The sequence below is a fragment of the Chenggangzhangella methanolivorans genome (assembly GCF_042648545.1).
In the GTDB taxonomy this organism is placed as follows: Bacteria; Pseudomonadota; Alphaproteobacteria; order Rhizobiales; family Methylopilaceae; genus Methylopila; species Methylopila methanolivorans.
Window position 1 is genome coordinate 517359 of the sequence record NZ_JBHRXS010000003.1, and the last position, 15195, is coordinate 532553.

Sequence of the window (15195 nt, forward strand, 5' to 3'; positions counted from 1 at the left end):
GGAGCCCGCGCGAGCGGGCGCCTCGAAGCACGCAGTCGGTCTGGCCCAGCCAGAGCCATCAGATCACTCCGGCTTCGTTCTTGAGCTTGCCCACGAGTTCGGCCACCGAGCCGACCTTCGCGCCGGCCTGGCGCTTGGGCGGCTCCTCGGTCTTCACGACCTGGAGGCGGGGGCTGAGGTCGACGCCGAGATCGGCCGCCGACTTCTCGTCGAGCGGCTTCTTCTTGGCCTTCATGATGTTGGGCAGCGAAGCGTAGCGCGGCTCGTTGAGGCGAAGGTCGGTCGTGACGATCGCGGGAAGATTGAGCTTCACGGTCTGCAGGCCGCCGTCGACTTCGCGCGTGACCGAAACGCTGTCGCCTTCCGGAGCGACCTTCGACGCGAAGGTGCCCTGCGGCCAGTCGAGCAGGGCGGCGAGCATCTGGCCCGTCTGGTTGCAGTCGTCGTCGATCGCCTGCTTGCCCATGACCACGAGGCCGGGCTGCTCCTCGGCGACGATCTTGGCGAGCGCCTTGGCGACGCCGAGCGGCTCGGTCGGGCCGTCGACCTTCACGAGGATCCCGCGGTCCGCGCCCATCGCGAGGCCGGTGCGGATGGTCTCCGCCGCCTGCGCCGGGCCGACAGAGACGACCACGACTTCCGTGGCCTTGCCCGCTTCCTTCAGGCGCAGAGCCTCTTCGACCGCGATCTCGTCGAACGGGTTCATGGACATCTTGACGTTGGCGAGCTCGACGCCCGAACCGTCGGATTTCACCCGGATCTTGACGTTGTAGTCGACCACTCGCTTGACGGGGACGAGAACCTTCATCGCGGCGTTCACCTCGGGAGACTGGCGTCGCGCGAGCCGGACAGGGCGGGCGACGGGCGGGCGAATTGCGGGCGCCTGATAGATAGGCGGCCAAGCGCGGCGGACACTATTGTCCGGCCCCGACCTTCGTCAACGCCGAGTGTGCAGTGCGAAAAGGTCCGAAGGTCTTAGTCGAAAAGACGGATCGGCCGCCGGAAGGCGTTCAGGCGGGCTCCTGGCCCGTCCGCTCGCTGCGGCGCTGGATGCGGGCGCGCAGATCGTGATCGAACAGGCGCACGTCCGGGCGCTTCAGCGCCACGACCAGCACCGCGCCGGTGACGAAGCCGCCGACATGGGCCCACCACGCGACCTGGCTCTCGCCGGCGATCAGCGCGTTGCCGGCCTGGAACACGACCCAGGCCCCGATGATCCAGAAGGCGCGCAGCCTCAGGGGCAGGCGGTAGAACAGCAGCACCCAGACCTTCACCTGCGGGTGCAGCATCACATAGCCGGCGACCACGCCCGCCACGACGCCCGAGGCCCCGACCAGCGGGGCGTCGGGGTTCTGGGCCCCGACCGCATGGGCGATCCCCGCGCCGACCCCGCAGAGCAGCAGGAAGACGACGTAGCGGAGATGGCCGAGGTCATCCTCCACATTGTCGCCGAACACCCACAGGAACAGCATGTTGCCGGCAAGGTGCAGGAAGCCGCCATGCAGGAACAGCGACGTCACGAGCGTCGTCCAGGCCGGCGCGACTTCGTAGCCCGCAGGCAGCACGGCGTCGCCGAACAGCACGCTCGGGATCAGTCCGAGCGAGACGACCGCGCCGGCCCGCTCCGGGCCGAACCAGCCGGACTGGAACACGACGTAGATCAGCGTGCAGGCGGCGAGGAAGCCATAGGTCACCCACGGCCGCTTGATGCGGCGCACGGGGGCGTCGTCCAGAATGGGGACGAACATCGGCGCTTCGTCTCGCTGGCGTGGGTCGCGCGCCCGCGCGCCCTTCTCAGACCAATGACTATGACGACCGGGCCGTGGAACTCCAAGGCCCCGCAGGACGACGCTGGAGCGATCGTTCGCTCAGCGTGTCTTTCCGGGCGCCCAAAGCACGTCGCCGGGGCCGAGATTGGCGACGCGCGCGGCGACGAACAGGAAATCGGAGAGCCGATTGACGTAACGCTTGGCCGCTCCCGACACCGGCTCGCGCTCGGCGAGCGCGGTGACGAGCCGCTCGGCCCGGCGCGCGATGGTGCGGGCGGCGTGGAGATGGGCGGCGAGCGGCGTTCCCGCCGGCAGCACGAAGGATTTCAGCGGCTCGAGCCGGGCGTTCAGCGCGTCGATGTCGGCCTCGAGCCGCGCCACCTGGCTGTCGACGATGCGCAGCGGCTCGTAGCCGAGGTCGCTGCCGTCATCGAGCGTCGCGAGGTCCGCGCCAAGGTCGAACAGCTCGTTCTGGACGCGCGCGAGGATCTCGTCGGTCTCGGGGTCGGCGTGGAGCCGCGCGAGGCCGATCGCGGCGTTGGTCTCGTCGACCGTTCCGAAGGCCTCGATGCGCAGGTCGTGCTTGGGCCGACGCGGGCCGACGGCGAGCCCCGTGGTGCCGTCGTCGCCGGTGCGGGTGTAGATCTTGTTGAGCTTCACCATCAGGGCCGGATCCCCATCACGTAGAGGGTCGCCATGATCACGACGATGGCGACGAACTGCAGGATCACGCGCCAGCGCATCAGCTTCTGGGACGTGTTCTGGTCGCCGCCGCGCATCATGTTGATCAGGCCGAGGATCAGCACGATCGCCACCGCGCCGATCGCGATCGGCACCAGAATTCCCGACATCGCAGAAGCCATTGGCAGGATCCGAATGCGCCGGCCGCGCGGAAGGCCGCGTCAGCCGTTGAGACTGAGGATGGCGGCGTTCAGCACGGCCGCGAACGCCACCCAGGCTGCATAGGGGCAAAGCAGCGCCGCCGCGACCCCGTCGATCGGACGAAACGCGGCGATGGTCCAGAGAATCGATACGAGGAAGGGGACGATCTCGATCATCCCCAAGAGCGGCGACTGGGCGGCGAAGAAGGCGAACGACCAGCCGACGTTCAGCGCCAGCTGGACCGCGAAGGCGGCGAGCGCCCGCCGCCGCGCCGCGCCCTCGCCCAGCATCGCCACCCGCCAGAGCGCGAAGCCCATCAAGGCGAACAGGATCGACCAGGCGATCGGAAAGGCGGCGTTGGGCGGCGTGAACCAGGGTTTGGCGAGCCCCTCATACCAGGGCGCGAGGTTCGGGACGGTGGCGATCGAGCCGAGCCGGGCGGCCAAGAAGCTGAGCGCGAGCGCGCCCAGCAGGACGAGCAGCGAGCGCGGAGACAGCGGAGGATGGCGGGGCGCTGCGGGCGTGGTCATCGCGAAAATATAGGGCGGCGGTTCGCGTGCAGGGAGGCGGCCCTTGTTCCGGACGTGATCCGGGACAAGGAACCGATGCGCCTTCCAGACGTCGCTCAGACGGCCGCATCTTTCCTCGACCGGCGTCGGCTCTGGGTCCCGGATCAAGTCCGGGACAAGAGGGAGAGTTGGTCCCCTTTCCCCTCAGGTCGTGACGCCCTCGGCGGTCACCTCGGCCTCGGGGTTCTCCTTGTCCTGCTTCGGCGGCTCTTCGCCATAGATCATCGCCTCGAAGCCGCGCAGACGCTTGTAGACCGACATCAGCTCGACGATCGTGGTCCAGGAATTGACGAGATACTGGAACGAGTTGCTGACCTGATTGAAGGCGCCGGCGATCTGCTGGAAGATGCCGAACGAGATCTTGCCCGCCACGATGGTCGGGGCCAGCGCGACATAGATCAAGATGTTGTCGGTCTGCAGATAGACCATGCGCGCGACGTTAAAATACATGTAGTGGAAATAGAGCGTGAAGTAGTTTGTTCGGACGTTGCTAAACAGCTCCTTCACGGTCGGCGGCTGCGCTCGGTCAGCATGGTCCTCGCCATAGACCAGCTCCTTGCGGTAGGCCGCCTCGACGCGCTGGTTACGGAATTCAAGGCCCGGCAGCTTGATGCCGACAAGCGCCAGCAGACCGGTGCCGAACGCCGCCCAGGCGATCGCGAGGAACACCAGCGGATAGGGAATGGCGCCGACGATCGGCAATTCGGAGACGTGGCTCGACAGGCCCGCCAGCACCGGCAGGAAGGCGATCAGCGTCATCACCGCGTCGATCAGGCTGACGCCGAGCGTCTCCATCTGGGTGGAGAAGCGCATCGTGTCTTCCTGCACGCGCTGCGAGGCGCCTTCGACGTTCCGCGCCTTCGGCCAGTGCGACATGTAGAAGTCGTTCATCGCGGTCCGCCAGCGGAAGATGTAGTGGCTGACGAAGAACCGCATGAGCACGTAGACCACCACCGCGACCAGCGCGATGCTCATGAACTGGTAGATGCCGGTGTAGAATTCCTCGATGCCGACGGGGCGGGTCTTGGCCATCGCGGCCTGGATCATGTCGAAGAACGGCCCGCGCCAGTCGTTGATCGCGACCGATACCTGCACCTGGAAATAGGTGACGAAGATGATCAGGGCCGAGCCGAGGATCGACCAGGCGGCCCAGGGGTGGGGCCGCAGCGTCATCCACGCTCCGGCGAAGATCGCGACGGCGACGGCGTAATAGACGTAGAACCAGAGGAACGGCCCGGTGACGAAGGTTCCGGGCCCGATGATCGGGGCTGCGTCCGGCGCGGGATAGGCGAAGATCGCCCGGCCCCACCCCTCGCCCCCCGCGTACCACGTCCCGATCGCGATCGCGGTCCAGATCGCGACCGAGAGGAAAAACGTCCGGGTCGGGTTGGGGAAGAAGGACTGGAACATCGAACGCGTCCGCCTCGTCTTTCGGAAAATCAGGCGCGAGCGTTAGACCCGGCGGCCCGGCTCCGCAAGTTACGGCCGGGTAAGGCGGAGCGACCTCAGTCCATCTGATAGGTCCAGCCGGACGCCTCGAAGCGGCGCGCCGCGAGGTCGTCGGCCCTGATCATGTGATAGGTCGTGCCGTCGCCCTTGCCGTCGGAGCCCATGCGGCGCGTGCCGCCGTAGAATTCGCCCGCATAGGCGAAGATCTGCCGCCAGTCCGTCTTGCCGGGCGTCGTGATCCTGACGCCGTCCATCTCGGTCTCGACGTCGCCCTGGATCGGGTGCGGCCAGCCGCCGAGCCGGTCGCCGAAATAGCTCGCCTGCGGCGGATTTTCTCCATGGCCCGAGAAGTCGGGCGCGGCGGGCGCATACTCGCCGTCGCCCGACTGGAACCAGTTCCAGATGCGGCTCCATTCCGGCCCGCCCTGGGGAAAGGCGAACTTCCAGTGGTGCGGCACGGAGAAGGCCGAGAACGGAACCAGCGTCTCGGCCATGTCGAGGGTGGCCCACGGCGTATCCTGCCCGAGGCCGTAGCTGCCGCAGAGGTCGACATGGGCCACAAGGCTCTCGGGCGGCGGCCGCCGCTTCAGCGCCTCGCGCGGGACGTCGTGCCAGAACAGCGCCGGGGTCTCGGCGAGGTCTGAGTCCGTGACGTCCTCGAAGACGCTGAGGAGGCCAGTGCGCGGGAGATCGGCGTCGAAGCCGGGTTCGGAGGCCATCGCCGCCAGATCGATCTGGCCGACGAAGGCGAGCGGGAACGGCTCGCCGAAGGCGCGGGCGCGCGCGTCTCCCGCCGTCTTGAGCCGGTCGATCTCTTCGCGCGGAATCCGCCGCTGATGGGGCTCGAGCGGGCCGTCGACCTGCTTCTCCCATTTCGCGGCCGTGTCGCGCGCGAAGTCGAGCGCCCGCCTCGCCCGCTCGGCGGCGTCCGGATAGGGCCCGCGCGTTGGCCAGGCGAAGCCGTCCGGCAGGTCGGGGACGCCGCCCATCTTGCTGGCGGCGACCGGCAGGCCGTCGTCCTGCGCCTGCACGCGCAGGAACAGGATCACGGGCTTGACGGAGCGCGCGATGGCGTCGGCGTAGGTCGGGAGCTTGGCCCGCCAGAGCGAGGCCTTCAGGTGTTCGACGGTCCGATAGGCGGTCATGGAGAACCGTCTAGCAGACCGCCGCCAGCGTCAAAATGACGATCAGGCGCCGCCTTCCAGCAGGCGGCGCGCGATGACGTGCGCCTGGATCTCGGCCGCGCCCTCGAAGATGTTGAGGATGCGGCTGTCGCAGAGCACGCGGCTGATTTGATATTCGAGCGCGAACCCGTTGCCGCCGTGGATCTGCAGCGCGTTGTCGGCCGCGGCCCACGCCACGCGGGCGGCCAGCAGCTTCGCCATGCCGGCCTCGAGGTCGCAGCGGTGATCCTTGTCCTTCTCGCGCGCGGCGAAATAGGTGATCTGGCGCGCGATCTGCACCTCGACCGCCATCATGGCGAGCTTGTCGGCGACGCGCGGGAAATCGGCGAGCGGCTTCTTGAACTGCACGCGCTCCTCGGCGTAGCGCAGGCCGATGTCGAGCGCCGACTGGGCGACGCCGACCGCGCGGGCGGCGGTCTGGATGCGGGCGCTCTCGAAGGTCTTCATGAGCTGCTTGAAGCCCTGGCCCTCGACGCCGCCGAGCAGGTTCTCGGCCGGCACCTCGAAGCCGTCGAAGCCGATCTCGAACTCCTTCATGCCGCGATAGCCGAGCACCTCGATCTCGCCGCCCGACATGCCCTTGGCCGGGAACGGATCCTCGTCGGTGCCGCGGGGCTTCTCGGCCAGCAGCATGGAGAGGCCGCGATGGCCGGGCTCGTTCGGATCGGTGCGCACGAGCAGCGTCATCAGGTCGGCGCGGACCGGATGGGTGATCCAGGTCTTGGCGCCGTTGACCCGATAGGTCTCGCCGTCGCGCACCGCGCGGGTCTTCAAGGACGCGAGGTCCGAGCCGGTGTTGGGTTCGGTGAAGACGGCGGTCGGCAGGATCGAGCCGTCGGCGAGCTTGGGCAGGTACTTCTGCTTCTGCTCCTCGGTGCCGCCGCCGATGATGAGTTCGGCCGCGATCTCCGAGCGGGTGCCGAGCGAGCCGACGCCGATATAGGCGCGCGAAAGCTCTTCGGAGACGACGCACATCGCCTCCTTGCCGAGGCCGAGGCCGCCGTATTCTTCTGGAATCGTCAGGCCGAAGACCCCGAGCTCGGAGAGCTTCTGAACGGTCTCGAGCGGGATGTAGCTGTTGGCGAGATGCCAGGCGTGGGCGTAGGGGATGACCTCGGCTTCCGCGAAACGGCGCATCTCGTCGCGGAACTGGCCGTGGGTCTCGTCGAGGCCTGAGTCGCCGAAGCCGAAGCGGCCGTCGGCCTTGCGCATCAGCTCCACGAGCGCGGCGCGCGCCTCGGGCGTTCCGCCGTCGGCGATGAGGTCGGCCGCCGCCTCGCCCAGGATCTCGGCCGGACGGCCGGGGGCGAGGCCGAGATCGCCCGCGCGGACGATTTCGCCCTGGTTCATCGGCACGCCGCCGATGAGCTGCGCGAGATATTCGGCGGCGCCGACGCGCAGCACCAGCTCCTCGATGTCGCCGTAGCGGCCTTCCTGGGCGAGGCGCTCGGACCAATGGTGCAGCTCGCGCAGCGCCATCCGGTAGGTCGCGAACCATGCGAGGCCGTGGCCCGCGCGCTGCTCGCGGTCGAGCGCGGCCGAATCGATCCGGCCGTCCTTGAGGACTTTCCGGCGGACCGCGTCGGTGGCTTCGCTCAGGAGTTTGTCCAGCGCCGGCAGCACCTGTTCGAGGCGGGCGGCCGGCGTTTCGGCCGCGGAGGCGGCGGCGGGCTGGGCGGTCATGAAGCAGTCTCCGGAGTCGCGCGCACGGCTCCGACTTCACGCGCATAACGCGCAATCGATCAGGCGGGCCGACGAAAAGTTTCGGCCGCATCCTCGTCATCCGGCGGGTTCGCCGCAATGCACCCTTCGGCGGACGCGGGCCGTCCGGTTCCGTTCGCGAGCACGACGCCGACCGCCGCGAGCGCCATGCCGGCGATCTGGATCACGCTCAGCGTCTCGCCGAACATCGCCCAGGCCTGCAGCGCCGCGACCGGCGGCACGAGATAGATCAGCGCCGCGACGCGCGACACCTCGCCGCGTTCGATCATGACGAGCATCAAGGTCACGGCCGCGATCGACAGCACCAGCACCGACCAGGCGAGCGCCCCGAAGGCTTCCGGCGTCGCGTCGAAGCGGAACTCGCCGAAAAGCGCGATGGCCGGAACGGTGACGATCAACGCCCCGACGCATTGCGCCGGCGCGAGCGCCTTCAGGTCCATGCCGGCGAGCGCGCGCTTCTGGTGCAGCGTCGCCGCCGTGACCGCCACCATCGCGAGCACGTTGACCGCGAGCGGAAGCCCGAGCGGAAGCCCGCCCGCGAGCTTCGGCGCGACCACGAGCGCGACGCCCGCGAAGCCGAGGCCGACGCCGCCCCAGCGCGCCGCGCTCAGCCGTTCGCCAACGAGCGGCCCTGCGGCCAGCGCCGTGAACAGCGGCTGGAGCGCGGCGATCAGCGCCGAGATCCCGGCCGGCACGCCGTGGGCGATCGCCCACCACACGCCCCCGAGATAGACGCCGTGCAGCATGACGCCGCTGAGCAACGCATGGCCCCAGAGCCTCAGGGTCGCGGGCCAGCGCGCGCCAAGCAGGAACGCCGCCGGAACGAACAGCGCGAGCGCGCCGAGATAGCGCAGCGCGAGGAACGCCAGCGGGTCGGCGTGCGGGACCGCGTATTTGCCGACGATCCAGCCGGTCGACCAGATCACGACGAACACGACGGCGATGAGGGGAACCTGCATGGGCGGTGCTCGAGACAATCGCCGGAGACGAACTGCGCGGGTTTGCGCCCGCGCGCGCGCCGACGCAAACGCCTTTCCGTGATGGCTCGATCAACGCGGCTCATGGATCGAGCCGCCCGCCGCCCAAAATCCGTGCGAGCGTCCGGACTCCTCCTTGGCCATGATCGCGCTACCTTTTCGCCACATGACGTCTCGGCCCTACGCCCTGTTCCGGAAGCTCATGCCGCTGACCTTCGACGTGCTGCGGCGCTTCGAGGCCCATTACGGCTGGGCGATCGCCGCGCATGTCGCGATGTCGGCGCTGCTCGCGATCTTCCCGTTCCTGATCTTCGTCACCGCGCTCGCGGCCTTCCTCGGCGCGGGCGACGCCTCGGCGTCGATCGTCCACCTCATCTTCGACACCTGGCCCTCGGGCGTCGCGGGGCCGCTCGCCGGCGAGGTCGACAAGGTGCTGAACACGCCGCGCGGCGGGGTGCTCACCGTCGGCGTGCTGCTGACGCTCTGGGTCACGTCTTCGGCCGTGGAGTCGCTGCGGATCGCGCTCGGCCGCGCCTACGACTCGCCGACCTCGAAGCCCATCTGGCTGTCGCGGCTGCAGAGCATGTGGTTCGTGGCGCTCGGCGCCTTCGGCCTGGTGATGGTCGCGGTGTTCATCGTCGCCTGGCCGATCCTGTGGGGCGTCGCGCTCACCTACATCTCCAACTACTTCCCTGAATACGCCGCCCAGTTCGTCTCCTACGAATTCATCAGCGACGTCGCCCGTTACCTGCTGACCATCATCGTGGTGATGGGCGGGCTCACGCTGACCCATCTGTGGCTGCCCGGCGGACGGCGGACGATCGCGCAGGTCATGCCCGGGGTCGCCCTGACGGTCGGGTTCTGGATCCTGACGGCGACCGGCTTCTCGATCTACCTGTCGCATTTCGCCAACTACGCATCGACCTATGCCGGGCTGGCCGGCGTCATGACCGCGATCGTGTTCCTGAACGCGAGCGCCGCGATCTTCATTCTCGGCGCCGAGGTCAACGCGGCGGTGATGGCGCGCAGAAAGATCCGCGCTCAGGCCGGCGCCGAGGACGCGCTCTCGCATCTCGGCGCGGACATGAAGACCGCCTGAGCGCAAACCGGATTTCGCGCACTCGATTTTCCGGGGGCCTGACGCCCGCCCCGCGACGCCCTATGTCGCGGTCGAAGCCGCGACCGAGCGGCGCAACCAAGACTTCCGAGGAGACTGGCTCATGAAGCGCACCGGCAGCGCCGTCTGGAACGGCACCGTCAAGGAAGGATCGGGCAAGATCTCGACCGAAAGCGGCGCGCTTTCGGACCTCAATTATTCCTTCAAGAAGCGCTTCGGCGACGAGAAGGGCACCAACCCCGAAGAGCTGATCGGCGCGGCGCACGCCTCCTGCTTCTCCATGGCGTTCTCGCTGATGCTCGGCGAGGCGGGCTTTCCGCCGGACGAGATCAAGGCGTCGTCCGCGGTCTCGATCGAGCAGCAGGGCGGCGGCTTCACCATCACCACGATCGATCTCTCGGTCACCGCCAAGGTGCCGGGCATCGACGACGCCAAGTTTCAGGAGATCGCCAAGAAGGCCAAGGAAGGCTGCCCGGTCTCCAAGGTACTGAACGCGACGATCAACTTCGAGGCGTCGCTGGCGTAAGTCCGGGGCGATCGTTCGGCGCGCTCGTCCGACGATGCGGCGGGCGCGCCGGGCTGCGTCAAAGCAGGCGGCTTAGAGCACCACCACGCGCGCGCCGACCGGAACGCGGTCGTAGAGGTCGATGACGTCCTCGTTGCGCATGCGGATGCAGCCCGACGACACCCGCTCGCCGATCGTCTCCGGCTCGTTCGAGCCGTGGATGCGGTAGAGCGTGTCGCCGAGATAAAGCGCCCGCGCCCCGAGCGGGTTTTCGGGTCCGCCCGCCATGTGGACCGGAAGGTCCGGCCGGCGCGCCAGCATGTCGGCCGGCGGACGCCAGTCCGGCCATTCGCGCTTGGCGGAGACGCGCTGGACGCCTTTCCACTCGAAGCCCTCGCGGCCGACTCCGACGCCATAACGGATCGCGCGGCCGCTCGCCCCGACAAGCGTCAGCGTGCGCGCCCTGGTGTCGACGATAACGGTGCCGGGCTTCTCGGCGCCCGCATAGGCGACCTCCTGGCGCGGCGTCTCGCGCACCTTCAGGCTGCGCTGCAACGCGACCGGCGTCAGGCGGTCCGCGCCGGGATGCGCGCGCACCCATTCGGGCGCGCGGACATAGACGCCCGAACGCGTGGAGCGTCCCTCGGTGGTCGCGCGGCGGCCGAGATGGCCGTCGCCCACGGGCCCGACATAGACCTCGTCGGGCGCGAGCCGCGGCGAGCGGTGGTGCCGGCCATAGAGGAAGTTCACGTAATCCGAGCCGATCGCCGCGTGGGTCTCGTCGTGGTCGACATGCTGGGGCGGCGCGTCGGCGTCGAGCGTGACGGGAAAGTCCCGCCGGTTGAGCTGATCGATCTGGGACGGCGTCGCGGGCGCGATCTCCGGCTTGCCGTCGCGCCAGCGCTCGGCGCGCGAGGTCCTCTCCTGCGCGAGAACGGGCGCTGCGGCCGAGGCGAGTGCGAGCGCGGCGACTGCGAGCGCGGCGACCTTCATTCCCGGCATCTCCCGAATCTCCCGCAAGGCGTTCACGACGCCAGACGTCCGACACTCTGCCACATATTGGCCTACCGCACAGTTTCGGCGAGGCGCCTGCGGCGCCGTTTCCGCCGAAGCCGTTGCCCGAAGGCCTCGTCGAAAGCCCGCGCCGATTAAGGGTTGTGGCCTCTGTCCCGGTCATGCAGAGTGCGAAGTGCGCGATCGATCACCAAGGTGTGAGCCTGAAGGGGAGACGCTGGCATGAACTTTCCGGTGGGAACTCCGGTCTACACCCCTCCGCCGCCTCCGCCGCGCACAGCAGAACAAAGACGCCTCGACCAGGCGATCGCGGCCGCCGCCGCAGACCGAAGCGCAGCCGGCGGATCCGGCGAGCTCGGGGTCGGCGAGATCCCGCATCCGATCCAGGTCGGCGACACCATGACCGGCGTGTCAACCACCTATGACTCCCCTCTGCCCGGCCTCATCGGGGCCAACCCGCAGGTGAGGGATCCCAACCTCATCTATCCGGACCAGGTGCTGTTCGTTCCGACCAGCGACGGGGAGGTCGTCGAACAGCGCACCGACGTCCAGGAGGCCGAACAGGCCGACGCCGCGGTCGAGTCCTACGAGGAGATACAGCGTGACCCGCAGTCGAGCCCGGGCGACCGCAAGATGGCGGCGATGGAGCTGCCGACGGCGCGCAGCAACGCCTCCGCGCGATGGACCGAGGTGCGCTCGGGCGTCGAGGAAGAGCTCCGCCATGTCGGGGCCGCCTCGACCTTTCCGGTCAACGACAAGGTGCAGGACGCGCTCGCCGACATTCGCGCTCGCGCGCCCGAAAGCGACGGCTTCCAGCGGGAGGTCGACGCCGCTTTCGAGACCGTTTCGGCCGAGTGGCGCGAGAACCGCACGACCGGAGACCAGCTCGAACAGCTCGTGGGCGACGCAAGGCGGCAGGACGAGGCCGTCCGCTCGCTCGAGGAGACGCTCGCCTCGCCGGACCTCGGGCCGGAGCGGCGCCTCTACCAGATGGAGCTCGGCGACGCCCGCTCGGCGGCGTCGCAAAACTGGGGCCTCGTCGAGGACGCGGTCGGTCGCGAGCTGACCCATGCGGGCGGCGCCGGCCTCTTCCCGGACGAGGCGGCGCGGCCGACGCTCGAGGCCCTGCGCGAGCTCTATCCGAACGACGCGCAGTTCCAGGAGCAGGTCACCGACGCGCGCGAGACGCTCGGCGAGGCGTGGCGCGCGGCCGGCACCACCACGCCGGAGCTCGCGGGGCTGGTCGAGAACTACCAGTCGGCCCGCAGCAACCTTCAGTCGCTGGAGGAGTTCGCCGCGAGCGGCGAACCGGGCGCGCGCAACATCGCCCGCGCCGACATTCCTGACGCCCAAAGCCAGCTGAGCACGACGCGCAGCGAACTCTCGCAGGAGATCCAGGGGACGCTGCGCACGCTCGGCGAGGGCAAGCCCTATCCGGAAGAGGCGATGCGCGCGACCTACGACCAGCTGCGCGCGCGCCTGCCGAACGACCCGGATGTCCGCGAGATCGCCGACGAGGCCTGGACGTCGGTCACGGAAGAATGGGCCCAGCAGGGCTGGACGCGCGAAACGCTCGGCGCGGTCATCGGCGAGTATGAGGATTACGCCGGCGCCCAGCGCTCCGTCGAGGCCGCGCAGGACGCCGGCCCCGCGGGCCGCGCCGACGTGCCCGAACTCCAGCGCATCGCAGGCGAGCGCCGCGGCGAGGCGGTGGACGAGGCGCGCGAGCAGATCCAGGCGGCCGCCGACGCCGTGCCGGAAGAGCAGAAGGAAGAGGCCGCCGTCGCGCGCGCCATGCTCCTGTCCAATCACGGGCCGCAGGACGAGGCCTATCAGCAGATCGTCGCCGACGCCGTCGACGAGGTGCTAGTGACGCCGCGGGTCGAGGCCGTCGAGGCGGCCTATGAGGAGGGCGGCGCTTCGGCGGCCGCGGCCGAACTCGCGGCCCAGACCGAGGCCGTCTCGCCCGAGACCGCGTCGCGGGTCGTGGAGGGCTCCTCGTCCACGATCGACCGCATCGCGCAGGACATCGGCGCCGGGACCGCCGACTATGACGGCGGCGTCGAGACCGGCCGGACCTATGCGGATCTCGCCATCGCGACCGACAAGGCCTCGCAGGCCGCGGACGGCCAGGAGGTCGTCGACGGCGTCGCGGAGGCGATCGCGGAGCACGTCCCCGACGAACTCATGGTGGGGTTCGACTATTCCGAGGGCGCGCGGCTCTCGGTGATGGAGGGCGGCGGGGCCGCGCTGTCGCTGTCGCTCGCCAACGCCTTCAAGGCCAAGGGGCAGAACGACAACGCGATGATGATGCTGGGCTCGGTCCAGGGCGGGCTGCGCGAGCTCCAGTATCAGTCCGAGGAGGCGGTCAAGGACTTCCAGGAGGCGACCGCCGTGCCGGTCCAGCTTCAGCGCGACTGGGGCGGGATCATGTCGCCGGAGCAGGCCGAGGCCGCGATGGCGGGCTATGTCGAGCAGAACCCCGAGGTGCTCGAGGACTTCAACCGCACCTATGGGCGGCTTGAGGAGCTGGGCTACGCCGCCGAGCGCACCATGCTGACCCTCGACGACGAGGCGCTCGCGAGCGTCGACGGGATTGAGACCGCCGGCGAGCTCAAGGACCTGCGCGACGAAATCGTCAACGACGACAACGTCACGTTGGTCCGCGCCGAAAGCGAGCCCGCCCGCACCGAGGTGATCGAGCAGGTCATCCGCGAGGAGACCGAACGCATCGTCGCCGAGGAAGAGGCGGCGGGCCAGGTCGGCGAGGGAGAGGACGGAGCCTCCGCGCCCTCGCTGCCCAAACAGGCGCAAGGGTCGCTCAAGGAGCTCGGCAACTCGCTGATGGTGGTGTCCTCCGCCTCGGCGGCCGCCGACGCCGCCGACGTCAGCGCCAATCCGCGCGTGACGCCGCTCGCAGCCGTCGACGACTTCTTCGGCTCCGGCCGCGCCGTGTCGCTCGAGCCCACGAAGGTCACCAACTTCGGCGGCGCCATGAACGGCCTCGGCGCGGCGTTCAATGGACTTGCGGCCTATTCGGCCTTCGACACGCTGGCGAGCGGCGAAGGCGCGCTCGGCGACCGGGTGAAGGCGGTCTACTACAGCACCGGCGTCGCCAAGGAAGCGGCCGAGGGGCTGGCCTTCATGACGTCGCGCGGCTGGCTCGGCCGGGTCTCGGCGAGCCCGGCGGCGCAGCGGCTCGCGACCTCCGTGCTGCCGAGCATCAACAGCAGCGCGTCGGGCCTTGGCCACATCACCCAGCAGCCCGGCTGGATCAAGTTCGGCACTTTCGTGAAGACCGCGGGCGCGCTGATCGACGCCGGCTACGCGATCGACTCGGTGGCGAACGGCGACTATCCGGCCGCCGGCCTCTACACGGCGAGCGCGGCGGGCGGCGGCCTCATGACCCTTTCGGGCGTCGGGGCGATCGGCGCCTGGGGCGGGCCGGTCGGCGCGGGCGTCGTGCTGGTGGCCGGCGGGGCGCTCTATTTCTACAAGGACGCCAAGGAGAAGGCGAAGTTCGAGGAGCCGTCGCGCGAGTATCTCGAGGCCGCGGGTCTCGACCCGGACCTCGCCGAAAAGCTCGCGAACTATTCCGACAGCGACGGCACGCCCGCCGGACCCGGCATCGCGGCGACGATCCGGCAGTTCGGGGTCGACCCCGGCACGATGATCGACACGCTGAACGGCATGTCGACCGAGGAGATCGAGGTGATCACAGAAGCCGCCCATACGGTGACGCCGAACGACCAGGGCGACTTCCAGGTGACGGCCGAGAACGACTACGAGGTCTGGGGGCCGGAGGGGAAGGATCCGCAGTTCGGCGGACACTACCTCTACGACCCCGACAACACGCGCTATCGCGGCGAGTACGGCGCGAGCACGGCCGGCGTCACCTACCTGACCGATCCCAATCCCCGCAGCCTGACCGCGCTGCGCGACATGGCGCGGGCCGCGACCGGCGAGCAGCCGTTCGGCTGACGCTCAAGCCCTCGGATCTCGGGCCG

Annotated in this window: 13 protein-coding genes; 3 read left to right on the forward strand and 10 right to left on the reverse strand. The window is 69.3% G+C overall.

The window, feature by feature from the left end; all coding sequences use genetic code 11:
• Positions 1-58 precede the first annotated feature (58 nt).
• The 9 genes from ACFOWB_RS02810 to ACFOWB_RS02850 form a co-directional block, all read right to left on the reverse strand.
• Entirely contained in the window at positions 59-808 is a 750-nt protein-coding gene (locus tag ACFOWB_RS02810; protein ID WP_261401410.1) for an electron transfer flavoprotein subunit beta/FixA family protein, read from the reverse strand.
• A gap of 202 nt (positions 809-1010) precedes the next feature.
• Positions 1011-1748: a rhomboid family intramembrane serine protease gene (locus ACFOWB_RS02815; protein ID WP_378145559.1), complete on the reverse strand. Its 738-nt coding sequence runs from the start codon at positions 1746-1748 to the stop codon at positions 1011-1013.
• Between the two features lie 120 nt (positions 1749-1868).
• The gene (locus ACFOWB_RS02820) at positions 1869-2432 is read right to left on the reverse strand and encodes a cob(I)yrinic acid a,c-diamide adenosyltransferase (RefSeq protein ID WP_261401407.1); all 564 of its coding nucleotides are present in this window, start codon (positions 2430-2432) and stop codon (positions 1869-1871) included.
• The gene (locus tag ACFOWB_RS02825) at positions 2432-2632 is read right to left on the reverse strand and encodes a twin transmembrane helix small protein (protein WP_378145562.1); all 201 of its coding nucleotides are present in this window, start codon (positions 2630-2632) and stop codon (positions 2432-2434) included. Before ACFOWB_RS02825 ends, ACFOWB_RS02820 begins: the two co-directional genes overlap by 1 nt.
• 39 nt (positions 2633-2671) lie before the next feature.
• Positions 2672-3181, reverse strand: coding sequence for a TspO/MBR family protein (locus ACFOWB_RS02830; protein WP_378145564.1), 510 nt, complete (start codon positions 3179-3181; stop codon positions 2672-2674).
• A 183-nt stretch (positions 3182-3364) separates the two neighbouring features.
• Complete coding sequence (gene sbmA / locus ACFOWB_RS02835) at positions 3365-4630, reverse strand: peptide antibiotic transporter SbmA (protein WP_378145565.1); 1266 nt, start codon at positions 4628-4630, stop codon at positions 3365-3367.
• 95 nt (positions 4631-4725) lie between these two features.
• Entirely contained in the window at positions 4726-5814 is a 1089-nt protein-coding gene (locus ACFOWB_RS02840; protein ID WP_261401406.1) for a YwqG family protein, read from the reverse strand.
• A gap of 42 nt (positions 5815-5856) precedes the next feature.
• Positions 5857-7536 (reverse strand): acyl-CoA dehydrogenase family protein, encoded by a 1680-nt coding sequence (locus tag ACFOWB_RS02845; RefSeq protein WP_261401405.1) that lies wholly within the window; start codon positions 7534-7536, stop codon positions 5857-5859.
• 59 nt (positions 7537-7595) lie between these two features.
• Positions 7596-8534 carry a DMT family transporter gene (locus ACFOWB_RS02850; RefSeq protein WP_261401404.1) on the reverse strand — a complete coding sequence of 313 codons (939 nt, stop codon included), beginning with the start codon at positions 8532-8534 and terminating at the stop codon, positions 7596-7598.
• A gap of 160 nt (positions 8535-8694) precedes the next feature.
• Here ACFOWB_RS02850 and ACFOWB_RS02855 point away from each other — a divergent pair, with 160 nt between their 5' ends.
• Positions 8695-9651, forward strand: coding sequence for a YihY/virulence factor BrkB family protein (locus ACFOWB_RS02855; RefSeq protein WP_378145568.1), 957 nt, complete (start codon positions 8695-8697; stop codon positions 9649-9651).
• Positions 9652-9772: 121 nt separating this feature from the next.
• The gene (locus ACFOWB_RS02860) at positions 9773-10195 is read left to right on the forward strand and encodes an OsmC family protein (protein ID WP_378145570.1); all 423 of its coding nucleotides are present in this window, start codon (positions 9773-9775) and stop codon (positions 10193-10195) included.
• A gap of 72 nt (positions 10196-10267) precedes the next feature.
• Here ACFOWB_RS02860 and ACFOWB_RS02865 read toward each other — a convergent pair whose 3' ends face one another.
• Positions 10268-11167, reverse strand: coding sequence for a L,D-transpeptidase (locus ACFOWB_RS02865; RefSeq protein WP_378145572.1), 900 nt, complete (start codon positions 11165-11167; stop codon positions 10268-10270).
• A 243-nt stretch (positions 11168-11410) separates the two neighbouring features.
• On the opposite strand from ACFOWB_RS02865, the gene ACFOWB_RS02870 reads away from it, so the two are divergent.
• Entirely contained in the window at positions 11411-15169 is a 3759-nt protein-coding gene (locus tag ACFOWB_RS02870) for a hypothetical protein (protein ID WP_261401403.1), read from the forward strand.
• The last annotated feature ends 26 nt before the right edge of the window (positions 15170-15195 follow it).

Excerpts from the sequence above, each read along its gene's own strand:
- ACFOWB_RS02865 (WP_378145572.1), bottom strand. The coding sequence starts at position 11,167 with ATGAAGGTCGCCGCGCTCGCAGTCGCCGCGCTCGCACTCGCCTCGGCC.
- ACFOWB_RS02840 (WP_261401406.1), bottom strand. The coding sequence starts at position 5,814 with ATGACCGCCTATCGGACCGTCGAACACCTGAAGGCCTCGCTCTGGCGG.
- ACFOWB_RS02825 (WP_378145562.1), bottom strand. The coding sequence starts at position 2,632 with ATGGCTTCTGCGATGTCGGGAATTCTGGTGCCGATCGCGATCGGCGCG.
- ACFOWB_RS02855 (WP_378145568.1), top strand. The coding sequence starts at position 8,695 with ATGATCGCGCTACCTTTTCGCCACATGACGTCTCGGCCCTACGCCCTG.
- ACFOWB_RS02870 (WP_261401403.1), top strand. The coding sequence starts at position 11,411 with ATGAACTTTCCGGTGGGAACTCCGGTCTACACCCCTCCGCCGCCTCCG.
- ACFOWB_RS02830 (WP_378145564.1), bottom strand. The coding sequence starts at position 3,181 with ATGACCACGCCCGCAGCGCCCCGCCATCCTCCGCTGTCTCCGCGCTCG.
- ACFOWB_RS02815 (WP_378145559.1), bottom strand. The coding sequence starts at position 1,748 with ATGTTCGTCCCCATTCTGGACGACGCCCCCGTGCGCCGCATCAAGCGG.
- sbmA (WP_378145565.1), bottom strand. The coding sequence starts at position 4,630 with ATGTTCCAGTCCTTCTTCCCCAACCCGACCCGGACGTTTTTCCTCTCG.
- ACFOWB_RS02860 (WP_378145570.1), top strand. The coding sequence starts at position 9,773 with ATGAAGCGCACCGGCAGCGCCGTCTGGAACGGCACCGTCAAGGAAGGA.
- ACFOWB_RS02850 (WP_261401404.1), bottom strand. The coding sequence starts at position 8,534 with ATGCAGGTTCCCCTCATCGCCGTCGTGTTCGTCGTGATCTGGTCGACC.
- ACFOWB_RS02810 (WP_261401410.1), bottom strand. The coding sequence starts at position 808 with ATGAAGGTTCTCGTCCCCGTCAAGCGAGTGGTCGACTACAACGTCAAG.
- ACFOWB_RS02820 (WP_261401407.1), bottom strand. The coding sequence starts at position 2,432 with ATGGTGAAGCTCAACAAGATCTACACCCGCACCGGCGACGACGGCACC.
- ACFOWB_RS02845 (WP_261401405.1), bottom strand. The coding sequence starts at position 7,536 with ATGACCGCCCAGCCCGCCGCCGCCTCCGCGGCCGAAACGCCGGCCGCC.